24 protein-coding genes are annotated in these 21,519 nt (G+C 57.3%); 10 read left to right on the top strand and 14 right to left on the bottom strand.

Going from position 1 to position 21,519, the window contains the following annotated elements:
• The first annotated feature begins 345 nt into the window (after positions 1–345).
• On the top strand, positions 346–816 hold the full coding sequence (gene ybaK / locus PSH79_RS21920) for a Cys-tRNA(Pro) deacylase (protein ID WP_305439561.1): 471 nt from the start codon (positions 346–348) through the stop codon (positions 814–816).
• A 98-nt stretch (positions 817–914) separates the two neighbouring features.
• On the top strand, positions 915–1,697 hold the full coding sequence (locus tag PSH79_RS21915; RefSeq protein WP_305439559.1) for a PhzF family phenazine biosynthesis protein: 783 nt from the start codon (positions 915–917) through the stop codon (positions 1,695–1,697).
• Between the two features lie 114 nt (positions 1,698–1,811).
• Here the strand turns inward: PSH79_RS21915 and PSH79_RS21910 are convergent, their stop codons facing one another.
• Together PSH79_RS21910 and argF are read right to left on the bottom strand one after the other, a co-directional pair.
• Positions 1,812–2,921, bottom strand: coding sequence for an ABC transporter ATP-binding protein (locus PSH79_RS21910; protein ID WP_305439557.1), 1,110 nt, complete (start codon positions 2,919–2,921; stop codon positions 1,812–1,814).
• Entirely contained in the window at positions 2,918–3,838 is a 921-nt protein-coding gene (argF, locus tag PSH79_RS21905) for an ornithine carbamoyltransferase (RefSeq protein ID WP_305439555.1), read from the bottom strand. Before argF ends, PSH79_RS21910 begins: the two co-directional genes overlap by 4 nt.
• A gap of 403 nt (positions 3,839–4,241) precedes the next feature.
• Here argF and PSH79_RS21900 point away from each other — a divergent pair, with 403 nt between their 5' ends.
• The 3 genes from PSH79_RS21900 (at position 4,242) to grxD (ending at position 7,211) form a co-directional block, all read left to right on the top strand.
• Positions 4,242–4,532, top strand: coding sequence for a hypothetical protein (locus tag PSH79_RS21900; protein ID WP_103305479.1), 291 nt, complete (start codon positions 4,242–4,244; stop codon positions 4,530–4,532).
• Between the two features lie 134 nt (positions 4,533–4,666).
• On the top strand, positions 4,667–6,772 hold the full coding sequence (locus PSH79_RS21895; protein WP_305439552.1) for a molybdopterin oxidoreductase family protein: 2,106 nt from the start codon (positions 4,667–4,669) through the stop codon (positions 6,770–6,772).
• Between the two features lie 97 nt (positions 6,773–6,869).
• Complete coding sequence (grxD, locus tag PSH79_RS21890; RefSeq protein WP_042560740.1) at positions 6,870–7,211, top strand: Grx4 family monothiol glutaredoxin; 342 nt, start codon at positions 6,870–6,872, stop codon at positions 7,209–7,211.
• Positions 7,212–7,367: 156 nt separating this feature from the next.
• On the opposite strand, the gene bfr is transcribed toward grxD, so the two are convergent.
• Positions 7,368–7,841, bottom strand: coding sequence for a bacterioferritin (gene bfr, locus PSH79_RS21885; protein ID WP_187678174.1), 474 nt, complete (start codon positions 7,839–7,841; stop codon positions 7,368–7,370).
• Positions 7,842–8,041: 200 nt separating this feature from the next.
• Positions 8,042–8,260 (bottom strand): bacterioferritin-associated ferredoxin, encoded by a 219-nt coding sequence (locus PSH79_RS21880; RefSeq protein WP_093430580.1) that lies wholly within the window; start codon positions 8,258–8,260, stop codon positions 8,042–8,044.
• Positions 8,261–8,574: 314 nt separating this feature from the next.
• Here PSH79_RS21880 and PSH79_RS21875 point away from each other — a divergent pair, with 314 nt between their 5' ends.
• Positions 8,575–9,177 (top strand): peroxiredoxin, encoded by a 603-nt coding sequence (locus PSH79_RS21875; RefSeq protein WP_003227723.1) that lies wholly within the window; start codon positions 8,575–8,577, stop codon positions 9,175–9,177.
• A gap of 228 nt (positions 9,178–9,405) precedes the next feature.
• Complete coding sequence (locus tag PSH79_RS21870) at positions 9,406–9,864, top strand: Panacea domain-containing protein (protein ID WP_305439550.1); 459 nt, start codon at positions 9,406–9,408, stop codon at positions 9,862–9,864.
• A 478-nt stretch (positions 9,865–10,342) separates the two neighbouring features.
• Here PSH79_RS21870 and rnt read toward each other — a convergent pair whose 3' ends face one another.
• Positions 10,343–11,020 (bottom strand): ribonuclease T, encoded by a 678-nt coding sequence (gene rnt, locus PSH79_RS21865; RefSeq protein WP_095190452.1) that lies wholly within the window; start codon positions 11,018–11,020, stop codon positions 10,343–10,345.
• Positions 11,017–12,063 (bottom strand): dihydroorotase, encoded by a 1,047-nt coding sequence (gene pyrC, locus PSH79_RS21860; protein WP_095190451.1) that lies wholly within the window; start codon positions 12,061–12,063, stop codon positions 11,017–11,019. Before pyrC ends, rnt begins: the two co-directional genes overlap by 4 nt.
• Before the next feature lie 160 nt (positions 12,064–12,223).
• Between pyrC and PSH79_RS21855 the strand changes: the two genes are divergently transcribed.
• On the top strand, positions 12,224–13,132 hold the full coding sequence (locus tag PSH79_RS21855) for an OmpA family protein (protein WP_305439549.1): 909 nt from the start codon (positions 12,224–12,226) through the stop codon (positions 13,130–13,132).
• A gap of 129 nt (positions 13,133–13,261) precedes the next feature.
• On the top strand, positions 13,262–14,479 hold the full coding sequence (locus PSH79_RS21850; protein WP_095190449.1) for an argininosuccinate synthase: 1,218 nt from the start codon (positions 13,262–13,264) through the stop codon (positions 14,477–14,479).
• A 133-nt stretch (positions 14,480–14,612) separates the two neighbouring features.
• On the opposite strand, the gene PSH79_RS21845 is transcribed toward PSH79_RS21850, so the two are convergent.
• On the bottom strand, positions 14,613–15,329 hold the full coding sequence (locus PSH79_RS21845) for a hypothetical protein (RefSeq protein ID WP_305444054.1): 717 nt from the start codon (positions 15,327–15,329) through the stop codon (positions 14,613–14,615).
• A gap of 515 nt (positions 15,330–15,844) precedes the next feature.
• Here PSH79_RS21845 and PSH79_RS21840 point away from each other — a divergent pair.
• Positions 15,845–16,471 (top strand): response regulator transcription factor, encoded by a 627-nt coding sequence (locus PSH79_RS21840; RefSeq protein ID WP_042560733.1) that lies wholly within the window; start codon positions 15,845–15,847, stop codon positions 16,469–16,471.
• Between the two features lie 89 nt (positions 16,472–16,560).
• Here PSH79_RS21840 and PSH79_RS21835 read toward each other — a convergent pair whose 3' ends face one another.
• The 7 genes from PSH79_RS21835 to PSH79_RS21805 all read right to left on the bottom strand — a co-directional run bounded on the left by PSH79_RS21835 (position 16,561) and on the right by PSH79_RS21805 (position 21,394).
• Positions 16,561–16,740 carry a PA3496 family putative envelope integrity protein gene (locus tag PSH79_RS21835; protein ID WP_305439548.1) on the bottom strand — a complete coding sequence of 60 codons (180 nt, stop codon included), beginning with the start codon at positions 16,738–16,740 and terminating at the stop codon, positions 16,561–16,563.
• 106 nt (positions 16,741–16,846) lie between these two features.
• Positions 16,847–17,485, bottom strand: a complete 639-nt coding sequence (nth, locus tag PSH79_RS21830; protein WP_187678169.1) for an endonuclease III — start codon at positions 17,483–17,485, stop codon at positions 16,847–16,849.
• The gene (locus PSH79_RS21825) at positions 17,482–18,051 is read right to left on the bottom strand and encodes an Rnf-Nqr domain containing protein (protein WP_305439546.1); all 570 of its coding nucleotides are present in this window, start codon (positions 18,049–18,051) and stop codon (positions 17,482–17,484) included. The genes nth and PSH79_RS21825 overlap by 4 nt, the downstream gene beginning before the upstream one ends.
• Positions 18,048–18,653, bottom strand: a complete 606-nt coding sequence (locus tag PSH79_RS21820) for an RnfABCDGE type electron transport complex subunit G (protein ID WP_305439545.1) — start codon at positions 18,651–18,653, stop codon at positions 18,048–18,050. Before PSH79_RS21820 ends, PSH79_RS21825 begins: the two co-directional genes overlap by 4 nt.
• Positions 18,650–19,633, bottom strand: coding sequence for an RnfABCDGE type electron transport complex subunit D (locus tag PSH79_RS21815; RefSeq protein ID WP_305439544.1), 984 nt, complete (start codon positions 19,631–19,633; stop codon positions 18,650–18,652). The genes PSH79_RS21820 and PSH79_RS21815 overlap by 4 nt, the downstream gene beginning before the upstream one ends.
• A complete protein-coding gene (gene rsxB / locus PSH79_RS21810; RefSeq protein ID WP_305439543.1) occupies positions 19,620–20,828 on the bottom strand; it encodes an electron transport complex subunit RsxB in 1,209 nt (402 codons plus the stop codon). Before rsxB ends, PSH79_RS21815 begins: the two co-directional genes overlap by 14 nt.
• Positions 20,825–21,394 (bottom strand): electron transport complex protein RnfA, encoded by a 570-nt coding sequence (locus PSH79_RS21805; protein ID WP_305439542.1) that lies wholly within the window; start codon positions 21,392–21,394, stop codon positions 20,825–20,827. The genes rsxB and PSH79_RS21805 overlap by 4 nt, the downstream gene beginning before the upstream one ends.
• Between the last annotated feature and the right edge of the window lie 125 nt (positions 21,395–21,519).

The following is a 21,519-nucleotide window of genomic DNA, read 5'->3' as shown; positions in this document are numbered from 1 at the left end:
CCTCGATTTTTGTTGTTGTCTGGCGCATCGCCAACAGGGCAAGGCGCGATTTTCACCGAGGCAGGATCCCCATCCTGTTCCCGGTTTACTGCTGGGTGCTGCGGTGACCACAATTCTTACATTATTCAGATTCGAAAAAATATAGACAAGAAACAAACCTGTCAAAGGTCGAAAGTGAACCGTCGGTCACAATAAAACTATTCGTTGTGTGAATGATCGTTCGTGAGTGATGTGTTCAAAAGTCTGCAGGCCGCGGGAAACGTGGCGTGGAATAGAGCCTTTTGCGATGTGATCGCCTAGAATCCGGCGCAGGTTTTTTCTGCCACTGCCGAGCCTGGAGCTGCCATGACCCCTGCGTTGGACTTGTTGAAAAAAGTTCGTGCCGAACATCGCGTGCACAGTTACGAACATGATCCGAAGGCCGCGTCCTATGGGCTGGAGGCCGCAGAGAAGCTGGGGCTGGAGCCTGCTCAGGTGTTCAAGACGCTGCTGGCAGCCAGTGAAAAAGGCGAATTGTTGGTGGCTGTCGTACCGGTCGTCGGAACGCTCGACCTCAAAGGTCTGGCGCATGCTGCCGGCGTGAAGAAAGTCGAGATGGCTGATCCGGCAGCCGCGCAGCGTTCCACCGGTTACCTGTTGGGAGGCATAAGCCCGTTGGGTCAGAAGAAGCGTCTGCGCACTTTTATCGATAATTCGGCCCAGGGTTTTGCGACTATTTATGTCAGCGCCGGTCGGCGCGGGCTGGAGGTTGAGCTGGCGCCAATGGTGTTGGCCGAACACACCCAGGCCAAATTCGCTGACATTGGTCGTGCCTGAGATCGGCCTGCACTGTATGAAGAAAATTGGCCGGTTCTGTCACTGGCGCTGATCCGACCTGCGCTGCATGCTCTGCCGACGAACATAGGGAGAAGGTTATGCAGCTCGAGTTTTATCAGGTCGACGCATTCAGTGATCGGCCGTTCAGTGGCAATCCGGCGATGGTCTATCGACTCGACGTATGGCTGGCGGATGAGTTGATGCAGAAGATCGCCGCCGAGCACAATCTGGCGGAAACCGCATTTCTGGTGCGTGAAGGTCTGGCCTGGCACATCCGCTGGTTCACGCCGACCACGGAAGTGCCGTTGTGCGGCCACGCAACGCTGGCCAGTGCCTATGTGCTGTTCGAAATTTACAAGGAAACTGCCGAACGTCTGGACTTCGTCTGCAAGTCCGGGCCGCTGAGTGTCAGTCGCGAAGGTGGCCGCTTATGGCTGGACTTCCCGTCGATCGTGCCGTCGGAAATCGGTGTGACGCTGGATGTCGAGCGGGCGCTGGGCGTCGAAGCAGTGGATGTGCTCGGGTCAAATGAGTTGTTTGTAGTGCTGGAATCGGAGCAGGCCGTGCTCGATTGCAAGCCGGATATGGCCGCACTGGCCAAACTGCCATGGCTGGGCGCTATCGTCACTGCTCGCGGCAATGAGCATGATTTTGTCTCGCGTTACTTCGCGCCGGCAATCGGTATCAATGAAGATCCGGTGACCGGTTCGACCCATTGCAGCTTGATTCCGTACTGGTCGAAGCGACTGGGCAAATCCAGCCTGACCGCGTGCCAGCGTTCGGCGCGGGGCGGGGAGCTGTTCTGTCGTCTGGAGGGTGAGCGGGTGAAGATTGGCGGGAATGCGACGCTGGTGGCGAGCGGCACCCTTTACTTGAGCTGACGCAAGCTCCTGTAGGAGTGAGCCTGCTCGCGATTGTGGTACATCCGTCAAATCGTCTGTGACGGATGTACCGCAATCGCGAGCAGGCTCACTGCTAGAGGGGAATGGTTTGGTTCAGAGGGCGGTGCTGTAGCGGCGGACGCCGTTTTCCACCGTCGGGATCTGTGCGGCGGTGCTGCCGGAGGCTTGGAAAAGTACCAAGTGGTCGGCTGAAACACGAATTCCCACTTCAGCACCAACCTGATGATCAGCATGACTCGGGAAAATCGACTCCAGCTGCGCGCCCGTCGGCAATTGCAGGCGATAAAGCGTCGAAGCCCCGAGGAACGTCTTGCCCACAATCCGCGCCTTCAACGCACTGTCCGGCGCATATACGATGTCATCCGGACGCAGCAACACATCCACCGCCCCGCCAATCGGCCACGTATACGCCCGATTGCCACGCAGTTCACCCAGTTCGGTCTGCACCGATTCCGGAGTGTTCAGTTGGCCACGAATGAAGTAACCCTGACCGATGAAACTGGCCACAAACGGCGTCGCCGGTTCGTGATAGAGGTTGTAGGGCGTGTCCCACTGTTCCAGTCGACCTTCTTTGAAGACGCCAACGTGATCGCTGACGGCGAAGGCTTCTTCCTGGTCGTGGGTCACCAGAATCGCACTGGTGCCACGGGCCTTGAGGATGTCGCGTACTTCGTGACTGAGCTTGCGGCGCAACTCGCCATCAAGGTTGGAGAACGGTTCATCGAGCAACAGCAATTGCGGCTCCGGTGCCAAGGCGCGGGCGAGGGCAACGCGTTGTTGCTGGCCGCCGGACAACTCGTGCGGGAAGCGCTTGCCGAGGTTCTTCAGGTTGACCAGTTCCAGCAGTTCTTCGGTTACGCGATCCTTTTGTGGATGCTTGCGGATGCCGAAGGCGATGTTGTCCGCGACGCTCAGGTGCGGGAACAGCGCGTAGTCCTGGAACACCATGCCGATCCGGCGTTTTTCCGGTGCGAGGGTGAAACCGGCGCTGGAAAGGGTCTCGCCACCCAGCGTGATTTCGCCTTCGTGCACCGGTTCGAAACCGGCAATGGCACGCAGGGTGGTGGTCTTGCCGCAGCCGGACGAGCCGAGCAGGCAGCCGATGTCACCGGCGTTGAGGTGCAGATTGAGGTTCTGCACCACGCGTTGGTCTTGATAGCCGCAAGCGAGGTTGCGCAGGTTCAGCAGTAATTCATGGCTCATGCGTGGTGATATGCCGGTTCGACGAGGAACTCGAGCAGGGCCTTCTGTGCGTGGAGACGGTTTTCTGCCTGATCCCAGGCGACGGAGCGCGGGTCATCAAGCAGGTCGAGGCTGATTTCTTCGCCACGATGGGCTGGCAGACAGTGCATGAACAGCACGTCCTCGGCAGCGAGATCGAGCAGGGCGCGGTTGACCTGGAACGGTGCGAACAGCTTGAGGCGCTTGGCAGTCTCCTCTTCCTGGCCCATGGAGGTCCAGACGTCGGTGCTGACCAGATGCGCGCCGCGCACGGCGTCCTGCGGATCGCGGACGATGGTCACGCGATTTCCGGCCTTGGCGACGAATTCAGGGTTCGGCTCGTACCCTTCCGGGCAGGCGATGCGCAACTGGAAGTCGAACTGGATCGCCGCTTCTATATAGCTGTTGCACATGTTGTTGCCGTCGCCGATCCAGGCCACGGTTTTGCCCTGTATCGAGCCGCGATGTTCCAGGAACGTTTGCATGTCGGCCAGCAACTGGCACGGGTGCAGGTCATCGGACAAACCGTTGATCACCGGCACGCGCGAGTTGGCGGCGAATTCGGTCAGGGTGCTGTGGGCAAAGGTACGGATCATCACCGCATCGAGCATGCTCGACATGACGATGGCGCAGTCGCCGATCGGCTCGCCACGGCCCAGCTGGGTGTCGCGCGGCGAAAGGAAGATCGCCTGGCCCCCGAGCTGGATCATGCCGGCCTCGAAGGAGATCCGGGTACGGGTCGAGGATTTCTCGAAGATCATCCCCAGCACACGGTTTTTCAGAGGCTCGAACAGTACGCCGCGGTTACGCAGGTCCTTGAGCTCAACGCCTCGACGGATCACGCTGACCAGCTCTTCGAGCGTGCAATCCATCAGGGAGAGAAAGTGCCTTGCGCTCATCATTGACTACCTTTTGCTACAAACCGCAGATGCTCAAAGCCTTGTTTATCGGAACAACGGGCGAGACCTGCGGCGTAAGCCGCACGGGGCGACGAAATAGGGGAAGGCGCGATATTGACACTAAATGTCGCGTTTTTCCAATAGGCTACGGTTTTTGCGGGATTCTGAGGGCGGACTCGATGTTGCAGTCGCGCATTTGAAGCCGGGTTCAGGACAGCAGCGAGCCTCTTTGTACACTGGCCTCGCAGGGCTTGGCAATCCGGTTTGGCGGGGATAGCGCCGCTTTGGTCGGTTTACGACCATGGCGCCATGCCACCACTTGGTCGGATGCTCGGTCTGAAACATTTGCTAAAGCAAAGTGCTGGGTTATAAATACGTTTCGAGCGACGCAGGAAGCCTCCGCATGGAATCGAAAGAAAAACTGTTAATGGAATTGCTGGGCCATACGGCTCGCTCTCTGACCCATCTCACCGCGTCGGTCACTTCGATGTCCTTCGAATTGCTGCGCAGCGAAGACGACGTGGTCAAGGCTGCCAGCCGGCAGATGATCGACCGCATGGCGACCATCAGCGCCGGGCTAGACGAACACTGGCGCCTGATCGGCGAACTCACCGGCGTACACGTCGCCCACGAGCAGATCGAAACCATTCAGGAAATCCAGCTGCAGGCGCCGCCGCAACTGCCGTCCAACTGATCGCGGCGGGCTATCGGCTCGCCTGATAGCCGCCGATTCACAAGACGAACGTCGCTGGCGCCCTGCTGGCGCACGGGCCATAGTTTTGTTCCCGCGGGCATTGTTGCCCGCCCAGAACAAAACAGAGACTGGCCATGACCAAGACTCTCCATCACCGTGCCTGCCACCTGTGTGAAGCCATTTGCGGCCTGACCATCGAGACCACCGAAACCGATGGCGCTGTCGCGATCACCTCGATCAAGGGCGATGCTCTCGACACCTTCAGCCGTGGCCACATCTGCCCCAAGGCCGTGGCCCTGCAAGACATTCAGAATGATCCCGATCGCCTGCGCCAGCCAATGCGCCGGGTCGGCAGCGAATGGCTGCCGATCGAGTGGGACGAGGCGTTCGCGCTGGTGGCCGAGCGGCTGGCGGCGATTCAGGAACGGCATGGGCAAAACGCGGTGGCGGTCTATCAGGGCAACCCGAGTGTGCATAACTATGGGCTGATGACTCACAGCAACTATTTCCTCGGTCTGCTGAAGACGCGCAATCGTTATTCCGCGACGTCGGTCGATCAATTGCCGCATCACCTCAGCAGTTACTTGATGTATGGCCATGGCTTGCTGTTGCCGATCCCGGACATCGATCACACCGACTTCATGCTGATCCTTGGTGGTAATCCGTTGGCGTCCAACGGCAGCATCATGACTGTGCCTGACGTGGAGAAACGCCTGAAAGCGATTCAGGCGCGCGGCGGCAAAGTGGTGGTGGTCGACCCACGGCGCAGCGAGACAGCAGCGATCGCCGATCAGCATCTGTTCGTGCGCCCGGGCGGCGATGCGGCGCTGCTGTTTGGCATGCTCAACACGTTGTTTGATGAAGGCCTGACCCGCGACAGTCATTTGCCAGTCGAGGGGCTGGACGAAGTCCGCGCCGCCGTGGCGACGTTCACCGCCGAAGCCATGAGTCCGTTGTGCGCCATTCCCGCCGAACAGATTCGCCAACTGGCCCGCGACTTCGCTGCCGCACCAAGCGCGGTGTGCTACGGGCGGATGGGCGTATCGACTCAGGCGTTCGGCACCTTGTGTCACTGGGTGGTGCAGTTGATCAACCTGGTCACCGGTAACCTGGATCGCGTTGGCGGGGCGCTGTGCACCGAGCCTGCTGTTGATCTGGTGGCGTCGACCTCGGGCGGGCACTTCAACAAATGGCAGAGCCGTGTTTCCGGGCGTCCCGAGTACGGCGGCGAACTGCCGGTGTCGGCACTGGCCGAGGAGATGCTCACCGAAGGTGAGGGGCAGATCCGCGCGCTGATCACCGTTGCTGGCAACCCGGTGCTGTCGACACCGAACGGGCGGCAATTGGAGCAAGCGCTGGACGGTCTGGAGTTCATGGTCAGCATCGACCTGTACATCAACGAAACCACCCGTTATGCCGACCTGATCCTGCCGTCCACTTCTGCGCTGGAAAACGATCACTACGACACCACGTTCAACCTGTTCGCGGTGCGCAACGTTAGTCGTTTCAACCGTGCAATCCTCGCCAAGCCTGAGGGCGCGCTGCATGACTGGGAGATCTTCGTCGGGCTGGCCAAGGCCTTTGCCGAGAAAACCGGCAAGGAGCTCAAACCAACGATGCCGCCGGCGAAGATGATCGACATGGGGCTGCGCATGGGCTTCTACGGTGACGCATCCGAGCACAAACTCTCGTTGGCGACGCTGTTTGATCACCCACACGGGATTGATCTGGGCGCGTTGAAGCCAAACCTGGCGGCGCGTCTGAAAACGCCTGATCAGCGCGTGCAAGCTGCGCCGCCAGAGATTCTCGCCGACCTCGCACGCTTCGCCGCGTTGCAGGCACCGGCCGCCGATGAATTGCTGATGATTGGTCGCCGCCATGTGCGCAGTAACAACTCGTGGATGCACAATTACCATCGACTGGTGAAGGGCAAACCGCGTCATCAATTGCTGATGCACCCGGATGATCTGGCCAGTCGTGGGCTCAATGATGGTCAGTTGGTGCGAGTCAGCTCGCGCGTCGGGCAGATCGAAGTGGAAGTGCTCGGCAGTCTGGACATGATGAGGGGCGTGGTCAGCCTGCCGCACGGTTGGGGCCATGCGCGGCCGGGTGTGCAGATGGCGATTGCCAGCGGTCAGCCGGGTTCAAGTGCCAACGACCTGACGGATGAATGCCAGCTCGACGAGTTGTCCGGTAATGCAGCCCTCAATGGCGTGCCGGTGACAGTGGCGGCGGCTTGAACATGTCTGTCGGGGAGACCGAGCATGGCGCTCGGGATTCCGTTACAATGCGCCACCGTGCCGACCCATGAGTCGGAAAGTTCAGCCGAGGTGCTCCATGGATATCATCGAAACGATTAAAGAGCAGATTGCCAACAACACCATTCTGCTTTACATGAAAGGCTCGCCGAATGCCCCACAATGTGGCTTCTCCGCGAAAGCTGCGCAGGCTGTGATGGCGTGTGGCGAAAAGTTTGCGTACGTGGACATCCTGCAGAACCCGGAAATCCGCGCCAACCTGCCAAAGTACGCCAACTGGCCGACTTTCCCGCAACTGTGGGTGGGTGGTGAGCTGGTCGGCGGCAGCGACATCATGACCGAGATGTCGGCAGACGGTTCGCTGCAAAGCACTATCAAGGCTGCTGTCGAAGCGGCTGCTGCGAACAAGTCCGAAGCCTGATTTGGCTTTGGATGGTTTCATGGGGCACCTCCTCATCCCTGTAGGAGCTGTCTCGTGAAACGAGGCTGCGATCTTTTGATCTTCAGCCAATAAAAAGCCCCGCGCCTCAAAAGAGGGCGGGGCTTTTTAGTGTCTCGAATCTGGCGAGTTATTAAATCACTCTTCGCCCATCTGCGATTGCAGATAATTCTCAAGACCGACTTTGTCGATCAGGCCCAGTTGGGTTTCCAGCCAGTCGATATGTTCTTCTTCGGATTCGAGAATGTCTTCGAGCAGCTCACGGCTGCCGAAGTCGCCAACGGTCTCGCAATGCGCGATCGCGGCTTTCAAGTCGGCGTGGCCGGTCTTCTCGATACGCAGGTCGCACTCCAGCATTTCTTTGGTGTGCTCACCGATGTGCAGCTTGCCCAGATCCTGCACGTTCGGCAGGCCTTCGAGGAACAGGATGCGCTTGATCAGCTTGTCCGCGTGCTTCATCTCGTCGATGGATTCTTTGTACTCGTGCTTGCCCAGCTTGTTCAGGCCCCAATCTTCATACATGCGCGCATGCAGGAAGTACTGATTGATCGCGACCAGCTCATTGGCAAGGATCTTGTTGAGATGCTGGATGACTGTGATGTCGCCTTTCATGATGGGAGTCCTGCCCTGTAATAGCTGTATATAAGGCGGAGTTTGAGCTTGGTACTTATAAGTGTCAAACCTAAGTTATTGAATAATATATGAAAATTAATCGGAATAAGAATGTTTGTGTTCCGCGTCTGACGCCTAAGCAATTGATTTACAGGCATAAAAAAACCGGACATAAGTCCGGTTCTTTGAAATAGGGGTAATTACGCGGCAGTAAATTCTACCGGATAGGGGATCGCAGCCTGGGCGGTTTGCAGCTTCGTCAGGGTTTCGCGAACCACTTCCTTGGCCAGGCAGGCACATTTGCCGCATTGGCTGGCGACGCCGGTGGCTTGGCGCACTTCTTTGTAGCTGCAGCAACCTTCATAGATTGCATCGCGGATTTGACCGTCGGTGACGCCAGTGCAGAGGCAAACATACATAAGTGAGAACCGTCGCTGGTTGTGACTCAATTGCGATGGATCTTAATGTTAACGAGAATGATTGTCAAAGTGCTTTCGGAAGGCTTTCGCCTGGATTGGCGAGTGACTGACGAGCGGTAATGACTGGCCATCTGCCTGGCCCTGTAAATGCAGCGCCGTTATCCGCCTGCTTTAAAAAACCTTTAAGGACAGGCCAAAAACGCAGTGTATGATGGTCGGCCCTTGCGAAGGGGGTTCGTGTCACAGGGCTGTCGCCTGAGGGTGGCAGGCTGGCCCGGACCCTGAACTTCAAGTTTTTACACCAGGAGATATCAATGAGCGTACTCGTAGGCAAACAAGCCCCTGACTTCACCGTCCCGGCCGTACTCGGCAATGGCGAGATCGTTGACAGCTTCACCCTGTCCTCGGCCATCAAAGGCAAATACGGCCTGGTGTTCTTCTACCCACTGGACTTCACCTTCGTCTGCCCGTCCGAGCTGATCGCTCTGGACAACCGCATGGCTGACTTCAAGGCGCGTAACGTTGAAGTGATCGCCGTGTCGATCGACTCGCACTTCACCCACAACGCCTGGCGCAACACCCCAGTGAACAATGGCGGCATCGGCCAGGTGAAATACACCATGGCTGCCGACATGAAGCACGACATCGCCAAGGCCTACGACGTTGAGTCCGAAGGCGGCGTGGCTTTCCGTGGCGCGTTCCTGATCGACGACAAAGGCGTTGTCCGCTCGCAGATCATCAACGACCTGCCACTGGGCCGTAACATGGAAGAGCTGATCCGTCTGGTCGACGCTCTGCAATTCCACGAAGAGCACGGCGAAGTCTGCCCTGCCAACTGGAAGAAAGGCGACAAAGGCATGAACGCTTCGCCAGAAGGCGTTGCGGCATACCTGACCGAGAACGCTGCAGCCCTGTAAGGCGCAACGTCGAGGTACAAAAAACCGGCCCGTGTGGCCGGTTTTTTTATGCGGAGAATTATTTGAAACAGCCTCTCGGCATCATTTGTTTCAAATGCGCGGAAAAAATACTGGATGACTGAACAGTGGTTGGATAGGGTTGTGCTCGAGCGATAACGGGGTACGAAGGCGATTGTCTTGTCCTGAATCGCGCCTCGCTTCATAAAGGTCGGTGCAATGGATTGCATGATGCAAAAGGGGATTCAAATGCCGAGTAGCTTGGACGTTGCGTATTATTTCCTCTGTCTGGAAGGACATGAGGGCGAGATCTCCAATCTCAAAATTCAAAAAATGGTTTATTACGCGCAAGGGTTCAGTCTGGCCGTCCATGGCGAGGCTCTCTTCCCTGAAAAGCTGCAAGCGTGGATGCACGGGCCAGTCGTCCCGGATCTGTATCGAAGATTCAGCCAGTTTGGATCGAGTGCCATTCCTCCTCCAAGTGATTTCAATCCAGATGTTTTCAGTGTCAAACAACAAAGTCTGCTCAACGAGGTGTTCGACGTTTATGGCCAGTTCTCGGCGTGGAAACTACGTCAGTTGACGCATGAAGAAGCCCCTTGGTGTAGAAACTACAAGGAAGGGGAGTTCAGCCGAGAAATTCCCGCCGGTGAGATGCAGGAGTATTTCCGGGAGCATTTGGTGAACTGAAAAATGGCCAGGTTCAAACGCAGGGAACGCGATGCGGCGATTACAGTAACGGCACGGACGTCCACCATTGAAATGGATTCATCAGAATCGCGACCTCCGGTTTTCTCATTTGAGTATTTGCAGAATGGTTGGTGCATTCAAAATTGTGAGGCCGTCGAGCGGTCCAGAATGCTTGAGCGTCTCAGGATTCTGGGAAAAATGCCTTGGAGAGAATTGCGCAGAGAGCATAGGCATCGATATGGCTGTGAAACGATTGAGAGGAACAGCTTGAAAGTCGGGATACCTGATTTTTTAACAGGTGATGTCAGATTGTTGGTGTTTCGGGCTTTCGAACGTGTAGCGATGGTGGGTTACAAGAACCATCGGATTTTTTACGTCGTCTGGATTGACCGAGAGTTCAAGCTCTATAAGCATTAAATGAAAAAACCGGCCCACGTGGCCGGTTTTTTATGCGTGGGATTTACCCGACGACAAACAATCAGTCGTCGAAATCTTCCCAGCCGCCCATCTGCTTCCAGCGATTGACGATGCCGCAGAACAGCTCAGCGGTTTTCTCGGTGTCATAACGCGCCGAGTGCGCCTCACGGCCATCGAAGTCGATGTCGGCGGCCTGGCAGGCTTTCGCCAGAACGGTTTGGCCGTAAGCCAGACCGGCGAGCGTCGCGGTGTCGAAACTGGAGAACGGGTGGAACGGGTTGCGCTTCATGTCCAGTCGCGCAACGGCTGCGTTGAGAAAACCCAGGTCGAAGCTGCTGTTGTGGCCGACCAGAATCGCGCGTTTGCAGCCGTTGGCTTTCAGCGCCTTGCGGATACCACGGAAGATGTCAGTCAGTGCTGTCTCTTCACTGACCGCCATGCGCAACGGGTGATCAAGCTTGATCCCGGTGAACTCCAGCGCGGCTGCTTCAATGTTGGCGCCTTCGAAAGGCTCAACGCGGAAGAAGTAGGTGTGATCCGGGTAAACGAAACCCTTTTCATCCATGGCGATGGTGGTCGCGGCAATCTCCAGCAGTGCATCGGTGGCCGAGTTGAAGCCACCGGTTTCTACGTCGACGACAACCGGCAGGTAACCGCGAAAACGCGCTGCCATCGGATGACGGGAACCGCCGCCGCCACCTTGACCTTCCAGTTCGTCGTCGAAATGGTCTTCACTCACGCGTGTTCCTCCAGCAGGCGCCAGCGCAGTTTTTCACCGGCGCGCAGCGGGATAACGGTCAGCTCGCCAAATGGCAGGCTGGTTGGGGCGGTCCATTCTTCGCGAACCAGGGTGATGCGATCGGTGTTGGCCGGCAAACCATAGAAACGCGGGCCGTTGAGGCTGGCGAACGCTTCGAGCTTGTCCAGGGCATTACGCTGTTCGAACGCTTCGGCATACAACTCGATGGCGGCGTATGCGGTGTAGCAGCCGGCGCAGCCGCAAGCGGCTTCCTTGGCGTGCTGGGCGTGGGGGGCCGAATCGGTGCCGAGGAAGAACTTCGCGCTACCGCTGGTGGCGGCATCGAGCAGGGCTTCCTGGTGCGTATTGCGCTTGAGAATCGGCAGGCAGTAGAAGTGCGGCCGAATCCCGCCAACCAACATGTGATTGCGGTTGTACAGCAGGTGATGCGCGGTGATGGTCGCGCCGACGTTGGCCGAAGCCTCGTTGACGAACTGCACGGCGTCGCCAGTGGTGATGTGTTCGAACACGACTTTCAAGGTCGGGAAGCGCTCGACCACACGACGCATGTGTTCATCGATGAAGATCTTTTCGCGGTCGAAGACATCGACATCGCCACGAGTGACTTCACCATGAATCAGTAGCGGCATGCCGACTTCGGCCATGGCTTCCAGCGCCGGGAAAATCTTGTCGATGCTGGTCACCCCGGAATCGGAGTTGGTCGTAGCGCCAGCCGGATACAACTTTGCGGCGTGTACGAAACCGCTGGCCTTGGCTTCACGAATTTCTTCGGGCTGGGTGCGGTCGGTGAGGTACAGCACCATCAACGGCTCGAAACGACTGCCGGCCGGGCGGGCAGCGAGAATCCGCTGGCGATAGCCGTCGGCTTCAGCGGCGTTGCGCACCGGAGGTACCAGGTTGGGCATGATGATGGCGCGACCAAACGTGCGCGCAACATCGGCAACGGTATTGGTCAACACGGCACCATCGCGAAGATGAATGTGCCAGTCGTCGGGACGCAGCAGGGTCAGGCGGTCGGACATGAGGGGATTCCAGGCGGGTCAAACTGAGGCGAATGCTACCGGAAAAGACTCTTGCAGGCACTCGCTATCAAGTTTTGCGGGAAGCTTCCGATATCCCGTAGGTATGCCGTAAACATAGTGTGAATCGGTCTTTGTGTTTCAGAAGCCAATGGAGCCTCCCGTGCGCCAGCGTTATTTAGCCTTGCTCAGTGTGTTTGCCAGCCTTCCCGCGATGGCGCTTACCTACCAGACTCGCCTGGAGAACATTGAGTGGACGGTCGCCGGCGACAAGTTCGAATGCCGACTGACGCAGCCGATCACCGACTTCGGTTCGGGTGAATTCGTGCGTAAAGCAGGCGAGCAGGCGATATTCCGTCTGAATGCCTACAACGCCATGCTCGGTGGCGGTTCAGCGACCTTGCTTGCGGCCGCTGCGCCATGGCAACCGGGACGCGGCGACATCAATCTGGGCAACGTCAGACTGGGTAGCGGCAATGTCCTGTTCAGCAGTTCGCAATCCCAGGCCGGTGGTCTGATCAGCGGTCTGCTGGATGGTCGCAGCCCCGTCGTACGCCGGGCTTCCGGCGATGGCCGAGTGTCGGAAGTGCGTTTATTGCCGGTCAAGTTCAGCAAGGCGTTCAACGACTATCAGACCTGTGTGGCGAAATTGCTGCCGCAGAATTTCGACCAGATCAAGCAGTCGCAGATCGGCTTCCCCGGGGAAGGCGTAGATCTCGACGCCGCCGCCAAAGCCAAGTTGCAAGTGATGCTCGAATTCATGAAGGCCGATCCCACGGTCAATCACATCGAACTCGACGGCCATTCCGACAACAGCGGAAATCGCCTGACCAACCGTGAGTTGTCGCGCCGCCGGGCGCTGGCGGTGGTCGACTTCTTCAAGGCCAATGGCATTCAGGAATCGCAGATCACGGTGCGTTTCCACGGCGAGCAATATCCTATTGTGCCGAACACCAATGCGGCCAATCGCGCGAAGAACCGTCGGGTCAATGTCAAACTGGCGCGCGTGGCGCCGACCACGGCTCCGGCGCCTCAGGCCAGCACTCCGGCCAACACTGCGGCGACTTCCTGACCCGCCGGTCATCGTCGCCCTCTCGACAGATTCTGTCGCTTTGTCGTCTTAAGCTGTCGCGCCTCTGTAAATTATCGCGTTTGAGCGGTAGACTCCTCGGCTTTCCGTAGAACCCCGTGGAGTGATGGCATGGCGGACGTAAACAAGGTCGTTCTGGCGTATTCCGGCGGCCTGGACACTTCGGTGATCCTCAAGTGGCTGCAGGATACTTATAACTGTGAAGTGGTGACCTTCACCGCTGATCTCGGTCAAGGCGAAGAGGTCGAGCCGGCCCGCGCCAAGGCTCAGGCCATGGGCGTCAAAGAAATCTACATCGACGATCTGCGCGAAGAGTTCGTGCGTGACTTCGTGTTCCCGATGTTCCGCGCCAACACCGTTTACGAAGGCGAGTACCTGCTGGGTACTTCCATCGCGCGTCCGCTGATCGCCAAACGTCTGATCGAAATCGCCAACGAAACCGGCGCTGACGCCATTTCCCATGGCGCCACCGGCAAGGGCAACGACCAGGTACGTTTCGAGCTGGGTGCCTATGCCCTCAAGCCGGGCGTAAAAGTGATTGCTCCATGGCGTGAGTGGGACCTGCTGTCCCGCGAGAAGCTGATGGACTACGCCGAGAAGCACGCGATCCCGATCGAGCGCCACGGCAAGAAGAAATCCCCGTACTCGATGGACGCCAACCTGCTGCACATCTCCTATGAAGGCGGCGTGCTGGAAGATACCTGGACCGAGCACGAAGAAGACATGTGGCGCTGGACCGTCTCCCCGGAGAACGCGCCTGACAAGCCGCAATACCTGGAACTGACCTACCGCAACGGCGACATCGTTGCACTGGACGGTGTCGAAATGACCCCGGCCACCGTGCTGGCGACGTTGAACAAGATTGGTGGCGAGCACGGCATTGGCCGTCTGGACATCGTCGAGAACCGTTATGTCGGCATGAAGTCCCGTGGCTGCTATGAAACCCCGGGCGGCACCATCATGCTGCGCGCTCACCGCGCCATCGAGTCGATCACTCTGGACCGTGAAGTTGCTCACCTTAAAGATGAGCTGATGCCAAAGTACGCCAGCCTGATCTACACCGGCTACTGGTGGAGTCCTGAGCGTCTGATGCTGCAACAGATGATCGACGCTTCGCAGGTCAACGTGAATGGCGTTGTTCGTTTGAAGCTGTACAAGGGCAATGTGATCGTCACCGGCCGCAAGTCCGACGATTCGCTGTTCGACGCCAACATCGCGACCTTCGAAGAAGACGGCGGTGCCTACAACCAGGCCGACGCGGCGGGCTTCATCAAGCTCAACGCCCTGCGCATGCGTATTGCTGCCAACAAGGGCCGCAAGCTGTTCTGATTTTTACAGACTGACGCGCCAATGAGAGGGCGGCCTTGTCTTGGAGACAAGGCCGCCCTTTTTTATAAATTCGTTAACTGGCTCTTATCGAGCGTTCTCCCGCTGCATCTGCTTCTCGGCAATGCTTCTTTCTTCAGGCCCTCGCCAACAGCGTTACCGCTTGTGAGCACAGGTTGTAAACCACGCAGAGTGTGGTGCACGAGCCTTTCTTCGCGTTCTTGATGTGCAGCAACACATTTTCCGTCAGTGAAACGTCCGACACGTGATTGGAAAGAAACACGATCACACGGGTGGCTTTTTTGTCGGTGCGTTGGATTTTTTCCACAATCGTGGCGAACTCTCTCGATGCATCAATATCCCGTGCATCGATGATGTGCAGGTTGCTTACGGAAGCGGACAACTGAATATTGTATTGCAGCGTCCGGTGTGACTTCGTAATGAGGCCAGGAGGCGGGTCGAGCGTATTATGGATTTTTCCCGTGTTGGCGCATTGGGCGGCAGCGGTTTCGCTGGGCACAACACTACTTGATATGCCGAAAGTGCAATGTGCGATTGTGTCCAGCATCGGCATGTTTCGTTTGTTGTCGCGATCATTGTGGTCGTTGGCCTTTAGAAAACTCTTGTCTTTGCCAAAGTCAGAGGGTGAATAAAGTGAGCGATGGTTGAAGTTCAGGGTAATAAAAAATAGCAGTAATAAATAAAACGGAAAGCTGATCAGGAACCAGACGTATATTTCGCGATCCTCATTGTTGAGGAACGGCAGAGAGATAGCAGCTGATGTCTCCGAGATGGCTGCAAATATAGCGATAACCGTCATGGGGTTAGTGATTTTGTTCTTTATTTTAAACATGGGTATTTTATCGTTTTTGATTTTTCTCATTGTTGGTCGCTTTGTATGTTCTTGATTGTTGTGAGTGGGTAGTTGGTATTTCTATTTATAGCAAAACTGTTGTCTTAAGTATAAATAGCTTGTTTCAAGTCTTTTTGGCAGGGTGGGGGTATATTAGCGCTGTAAGAAATTGCGGCTATTTCCTGATGTTTCGAATGTGTAATCTCCGTATGGCGTGATGCGGATATTCATTCACTTGCCCATGTGACGAATGCAACGAATAGCTGCTCGGACAGGGAGTCTCCAGAGAAGTCGGTTGCACTCGGTTACAAGTCCAAAGCTGAAATATTGCATGGCATTGAATGGTGGGCTTTGTCAGATGTTTAGAGGGAGACAGATTTTTGTAGGAATTATCCTCAATGCCCGTAGGGTATGTCTCTCGATGCGAGTGCATCAGAGCCCCGGCATGCCATGGGGCAAGTGACTGGGATATTGTGCGTGCTCTAAAAATTCGAACAGCGAAACTGGACTTGCCCATGAATAAAGTGCTGATCGTGGATGACCACCCCGTCATTCGACTTGCGGTACGTATGCTGATGGAACGTCATGGCTACGAAGTCATTGCAGAAACAGATAACGGTGTGGACGCGTTACAACTTGCTCGCGAACAAATGCCGGATATTGTCATTCTGGATATTGGAATACCGAAACTTGATGGGTTGGAAGTTATTGCGCGCCTTACCTCGGTCGCCATGCCTATTAAAGTGCTGGTTTTGACTTCCCAGGCGCCTGGCCATTTTTCAATGCGTTGCATGCAGTCGGGCGCGGCGGGCTATGTATGTAAACAGCAGGATCTGACCGAATTACTCAGCGCGATCAAGGCCGTGCTCTCCGGCTACAGTTATTTCCCCAATCAGGCGTTGCATACAGTGCGCACCAGTCTGGGTAATGCCAGTGAAGCCGACATGGTGGATCGCCTTTCCGGGCGCGAAATGATGGTGTTACAACAGTTGGCCCGCGGCAAGACCAACAAGGAAATCGCCGATGGCATGTTTTTGAGCAATAAAACCGTGAGCACCTACAAGACCCGCTTGTTGCTCAAACTCAATGCGCGCTCACTGGTGGACTTGATCGAGTTGGCACAGCGTAATGGACTGGTCTGAATGTCTCGGTAGCTGACGGGGTCATGGGCCGATCTGATTCAGTTAGTCGCAGAAAGTGAAAAGCCTCCATTTCGGGAGGCTTTCGAGTGTCAGAGATCAAAGTCGTAATCGGCCAATCGCCTTTGTAGTCGGCGCTCTTCAAGCAGATTGTCGATAGTGCGGCGTTTGCTCAGATTGGTTTTGGCGACTTCGACTACCGGTTCCTCAGCGTCAGCGTCTGCGGTGTCAACGTCGTCGTCTACGTCCAGTTGCTCTTTGTCGCTACTCATAAGGTTAACTCCGGCTAAGACTGCCTTTGGCGCCCCTTATATCGGTAATGCAGCGACGGGTAAAAAAGATTTTTTCAATCGATCAGTTAATAAATCCAATAGCCGGTCAATCGTCCGATGTTTTGGCCTTGTACTCGCACAAGTCTTCGATCCTGCAACTGCCACAGCGTGGCTTGCGCGCCAGGCAAACGTAGCGTCCGTGAAGAATCAGCCAATGGTGGGAGTCGAGCAGAAATTCCTTGGGCACAAATTTCATCAGCTTGTTTTCCACTTCAACCACGTTTTTGCCCGGTGCAATGCCAGTGCGGTTGCTGACCCGGAAAATGTGCGTGTCGACGGCCATGGTCAGTTGACGGAACGCCGTATTCAGCACCACGTTTGCGGTCTTTCGGCCCACGCCGGGCAAGGCCTCCAGCTCTTCACGCGTTTGCGGCACTTCACTGTTGTGGCGTTCGACCAGCATGCGGCAGGTCTCGATGACGTTCTTGGCCTTGCTGTTGTAGAGGCCGATGGTCTTGATGTATTCGGAGAGGCCTTCGACACCCAGCGCATATATCGCCGCCGGGGTGTTGGCGATCGGGAACAACTTCGCCGTCGCCTTGTTGACGCCGACATCAGTCGACTGCGCCGAGAGGATCACCGCAATCAGCAATTCGAAGGGCGAGGAGTAGGCCAGTTCGGTTTTCGGCTCGGGATTGTCTTCATGCAGTCGGCGAAAGATCTCAAGACGTTTTGCGGCATTCATGGGCGATGCGTTTCCTTGGGAATTGAGTTCGAGCGAGTCCACGCCTGGCGGGCCGCGAGCAGCAGCCCCAATACGATGAAGGCGCCGGGAACCAGAGTGAGCAGGTGCAGCCCCTCACTGAATAAAACAAGACCTTGCCAGTGTTCTGACAGGCCGCGACCGAGGCTGCCATGACCGAGGAGTTCACGCATCACGGCGAGTACCAGCATCAATGTGCTGAACAAACCGCAGAGTTTGAGCCGCTCGATCCGCGTCTGGCGGAAAAATCCATGCTGTTCCAGCACCACGCACTGCAAGGCAATCAGGCCAGCATAAAGACCAAAGTTCTGATGCCAGGGCAGATAAAAGCGTTGCGCAAAAATTTCCACACAACTGGTCAGCGTGGCGGCGAGCAACAGGCTTGCCAGCAACGCACATGAACCGTTCAGGCGAGAACGCAGGGGGGCCATGCAGACGCCATAGACCAACACGACGAAGGCAAACATCATCAGCGTGCCCAGCGCACCGGCCAGCGTTTGTGTGGTGCCAAGTAGCAGGACCAGCATCAGAGCGTTCGACAGATTCATGTTTCACTTCCCAGCAACGCCGCGCGATGCTCATCGAAGTATCGCAGCGCATCATGGATTGCGTTGATCGCCGCGCGGGACGTGATGGTTGCACCGGCTATTTGATCAAATTGCCCCTGATCCTTTTTCAACGCCCAACCTGAATCCGTCGGCTCGTTACTCGATTTGCCAACGAATGCCTGTAGCCAAGTGTTAGGCCAGTCGCCGATCACGCCACCAAGCGCCGGGGTTTCGGTTTGTTTGAGGGTTTTCACGCCCAACAATTTTCCGCTCGCATCAATGGCAATCAGCAACTCGATGCTCCCGGCATAACCCTGCGATTGACTACGCAGCAGCACTGCAACCGTTTGTCCGGCATTGGTCGCGCGATAACCGCCGCTGAGCGTGCTGTGGCTCAAGGCAATGTCGGCCAATGCCAGCGGCTGCTGCAGCGGTTGATTGTCATAAGTTTCTGAAGCGAGCACATCGAGCAGTTTGCGACTGTCGAGCAGACGTTGCTCGGCAGCAATTTGCGGCGCATTGCTGCGTTGCACCAGATACGTCGCACCGGTGCCGACTCCGGCCAATAGCAGCAGTATGAGTACGCTGGCCGTGCGGTTCATGGGGTCACCTGTGCTTGTCGGTTTGCGGCAAAACGCTCCAGCGCCGGCACGCAGAGATTCATCAGCAACACCGCAAACGCGACACCGTCCGGGTAACCGCCCCAGGTGCGGATCAGATAAGTCAGCAGCCCGACACCGACACCAAACAGCAGGCGAGCGAGCGCGCTTTTTGCCCCGGATACCGGTTCGGTAATGATGAAAAACGCGCCGAGCATGGTCGCCCCGCTCAGCAGATGGAACAGTGGCGAACCGTGTGAATTCGAGCCAGAGCCGTTCCAGAACAGCAGGCTGACCACGAACAGGCTGGCAAGCATGCCAACCGGTGCATGCCAGCCGAACACCCGACGTTGCAGCAAAAACAGCCCGCCGGCGAGAAACGCCAGATTCACCCATTCCACGCCACGTCCGCCGAAGCGCCCGAAGGCTGGATTGGCGGCGAACAGTTCATCGATGGTCAGGCTTTTGTTGATGCGCAGGCTGTCCAGTGCTGTCGCCTGAACCCAAGCGTCAGGTGCCTGACTTGGATTGAACACCTGCTGCACGGTGTCGAGCAGGGCTATGCCTTGGGCCGGCCAGTGCGTCATCGGCTGCGGGAACATCACAATGGCCAGCGCAAAACCGAGCATGGCCGGGTTGAATGGGTTTTTGCCAACACCACCGTACAGGTGTTTTCCAAACAGCAAGCCAGAAGCAATCGCGATCACCGTCAGCCACCACGGGCAATAAGGCGGCAGGGCGACGGCGAGCAGTGTGGCGCTGACCAGTGCGCTGCCGTCGCTCAGCGTCGGCTGCAAAGGCTGTCGGCGCAGGCGTGAGACGCCAGTCTCGACGATCAATGCGCCGCTGACGGCCAACAACAAGTTGATCAACACCCCCCAACCGTACATCCAGAACAGCGCCAGCAGCCCCGGCAGCATGGCCAACAGCACCAGCTTCATCGCCTGTTGCAGGCGATCGTCCGGCGTCTCAAGGGGCGACATGGTCTTGCACCTGGCGCTCGGCGTCTTGCAGGCGGGCGCGGGCCTTGTCGAGGGTTTCACCCGGCGTGTCGGCGCGGCGTTCGAGTTTATTGAGGTCGGCGCGGGCGTAGGCCAATTCGGTTTTCAGCTGTCGAAGCTGGCTGTCGATCGGGTGTTTTTCCACGCGTACGAGGTCAGGCACTGGCTGATCACTGGCGGCTTCGGCCGCGTGCAGCGCCTGCTCGGCGTCACGCAGGGCCTGTTCCAGCGTTGCGATCTGCTGTGCATGCGCCTCGGCGGTCTGGGCCTTTTTCAGCTCGGCGCGGCGCATGGCCAACTGGATCTTCGCCCGTTTCAGATCAGCGTCCTTCGCCGGGACTGGCGCGACCGGAACGCCGGGTGCGTTGCTTTCAAGTTTTACCAGAGCCTGTTCGGCCGCTTCGAATTGCTGCTGCAAGACGATCAATTGCGACTGCTGCTCAAAAGTCGGCGGATGGCCGAAGGCTTTCAGGGATTTATGCAATTGTGCGCGGCTCATCGCCACATCAATCTTGGCTTTTTTCAACGCTGCATCGGCGGTCGCGGTTTTCTGCGCGCGCACACGCTCAAGTGCAGCCTGCACCGGGTCAGTTGCAGTGACTTCAGGTTGCGCCGCTTTTTTCGCTCGAGCCTCTCGCTCAGCCTGCTTCTGTTGTTCTTCGCGCAGCAAGCGATCGTTGCGTCGCTCAAAGCGCTGGCGGGCGTGATCGCGTTTGGCGGCGCGGGCGCGCTGTTCTTCAAGGCTGAAGGCCAGGCCACCGACCACCGGCAGCGTGCCGAGCGGCAGCGGATGCATTTCGATGCAGTCCACCGGGCAAGGCGCCACGCAGAGGTCGCAACCGGTGCATTCGTCGATGATCACCGTGTGCATCAATTTGGCGGCACCAACGATCGCGTCGATCGGGCAGGCCTGAATGCACTTGGTGCAGCCGATGCATTCGGCTTCGCGGATATAGGCGACTTGCGGCGGTGCGGAGCCACGGCTGATATCCAGTTCCAGCACCGGCACTTTCAGCAGCTCGGCCAGTGCCGCGACGGTTTCGTCACCGCCCGGCGGACACTTGTTGATCGGCTCGCCCTCGGCGATGCCTTGTGCGTAGGGTTTGCATCCGGGGTGGCCGCATTTGCCGCATTGGGTCTGGGGCAGCAGGGCATCGATGCGTTTAATCAGACTCATGTTTTGATCAGTCCACTGAATCCGAGAAAAATCACAGCCATCAGTCCGGCGCTGATCAGATCGATCGGCAAACCGCGAAAGGGCAGGGGAATATCGTTGTCGGCGCTGCGTTCGCGCAAATCACTGAACAGACTCAGCACCAGCCAGAAACCCAACCCGGCACCGAGACTTATCGCCGTCGCCTGCAACAGGCCCTGATCGTTCTGCGCATTGATCAGCGCCAGGCCGAGCACGCCGGCATTGCCCAGCAATAACGGCCACAATCCATCGAATGGCCAGTCGGGCAGTCCGCGCGCCAGCAATTTCAGGATCGGTGCGATCAACAGAACGCTCAGCGGCAGAAACACGAACAGACGCAGCGCTTCAAGTTGCAGCGGCACCAACAGCCAGTGCCAGACCGCGTAACTGAATACGCCGACCACCACCATCAGGCACAACGTCGCCAGCCCCAGCGCATGCACTTGTCGGCGACGGCTGGCCAATAACGGATCGACGCCCAGCGGCCAGTGCAACACGAAGTTGTTGAGCAGCGCAGCACTGAAAAGCGTAAGCACGAGTTCGGTCATTGTTCTGCCGTTGAAACGGGCGGATGTCTCATAAGGTTAGGCATTATCCGGCTGCCGCGAAGGGTGGGCCAGATATGAAAAATCCCACAGGCATGCGGAGCACGTCTGTGGGATCGATCCAACGC

The organism is Pseudomonas sp. FP2196 (assembly GCF_030687715.1).
Lineage (GTDB): Bacteria > Pseudomonadota > Gammaproteobacteria > Pseudomonadales > Pseudomonadaceae > Aquipseudomonas.
The sequence above is the reverse complement of the archived record's forward strand: the minus strand, read 5'-3'. Positions and strand labels throughout refer to the sequence as shown.

Bases quoted from the DNA above. Each gene is read 5' to 3' on its own strand.
- ybaK (WP_305439561.1), top strand. From the start codon at position 346: ATGACCCCTGCGTTGGACTTGTTGAAAAAAGTTCGTGCCGAACATCGC.
- PSH79_RS21915 (WP_305439559.1), top strand. From the start codon at position 915: ATGCAGCTCGAGTTTTATCAGGTCGACGCATTCAGTGATCGGCCGTTC.
- PSH79_RS21910 (WP_305439557.1), bottom strand. From the start codon at position 2,921: ATGAGCCATGAATTACTGCTGAACCTGCGCAACCTCGCTTGCGGCTAT.
- argF (WP_305439555.1), bottom strand. From the start codon at position 3,838: ATGAGCGCAAGGCACTTTCTCTCCCTGATGGATTGCACGCTCGAAGAG.
- PSH79_RS21900 (WP_103305479.1), top strand. From the start codon at position 4,242: ATGGAATCGAAAGAAAAACTGTTAATGGAATTGCTGGGCCATACGGCT.
- PSH79_RS21895 (WP_305439552.1), top strand. From the start codon at position 4,667: ATGACCAAGACTCTCCATCACCGTGCCTGCCACCTGTGTGAAGCCATT.
- grxD (WP_042560740.1), top strand. From the start codon at position 6,870: ATGGATATCATCGAAACGATTAAAGAGCAGATTGCCAACAACACCATT.
- bfr (WP_187678174.1), bottom strand. From the start codon at position 7,841: ATGAAAGGCGACATCACAGTCATCCAGCATCTCAACAAGATCCTTGCC.
- PSH79_RS21880 (WP_093430580.1), bottom strand. From the start codon at position 8,260: ATGTATGTTTGCCTCTGCACTGGCGTCACCGACGGTCAAATCCGCGAT.
- PSH79_RS21875 (WP_003227723.1), top strand. From the start codon at position 8,575: ATGAGCGTACTCGTAGGCAAACAAGCCCCTGACTTCACCGTCCCGGCC.
- PSH79_RS21870 (WP_305439550.1), top strand. From the start codon at position 9,406: ATGCAAAAGGGGATTCAAATGCCGAGTAGCTTGGACGTTGCGTATTAT.
- pyrC (WP_095190451.1), bottom strand. From the start codon at position 12,063: ATGTCCGACCGCCTGACCCTGCTGCGTCCCGACGACTGGCACATTCAT.
- PSH79_RS21850 (WP_095190449.1), top strand. From the start codon at position 13,262: ATGGCGGACGTAAACAAGGTCGTTCTGGCGTATTCCGGCGGCCTGGAC.
- PSH79_RS21845 (WP_305444054.1), bottom strand. From the start codon at position 15,329: ATGTTTAAAATAAAGAACAAAATCACTAACCCCATGACGGTTATCGCT.
- PSH79_RS21840 (WP_042560733.1), top strand. From the start codon at position 15,845: ATGAATAAAGTGCTGATCGTGGATGACCACCCCGTCATTCGACTTGCG.
- PSH79_RS21835 (WP_305439548.1), bottom strand. From the start codon at position 16,740: ATGAGTAGCGACAAAGAGCAACTGGACGTAGACGACGACGTTGACACC.
- nth (WP_187678169.1), bottom strand. From the start codon at position 17,485: ATGAATGCCGCAAAACGTCTTGAGATCTTTCGCCGACTGCATGAAGAC.
- PSH79_RS21825 (WP_305439546.1), bottom strand. From the start codon at position 18,051: ATGAATCTGTCGAACGCTCTGATGCTGGTCCTGCTACTTGGCACCACA.
- PSH79_RS21820 (WP_305439545.1), bottom strand. From the start codon at position 18,653: ATGAACCGCACGGCCAGCGTACTCATACTGCTGCTATTGGCCGGAGTC.
- PSH79_RS21815 (WP_305439544.1), bottom strand. From the start codon at position 19,633: ATGTCGCCCCTTGAGACGCCGGACGATCGCCTGCAACAGGCGATGAAG.
- rsxB (WP_305439543.1), bottom strand. From the start codon at position 20,828: ATGAGTCTGATTAAACGCATCGATGCCCTGCTGCCCCAGACCCAATGC.
- PSH79_RS21805 (WP_305439542.1), bottom strand. From the start codon at position 21,394: ATGACCGAACTCGTGCTTACGCTTTTCAGTGCTGCGCTGCTCAACAAC.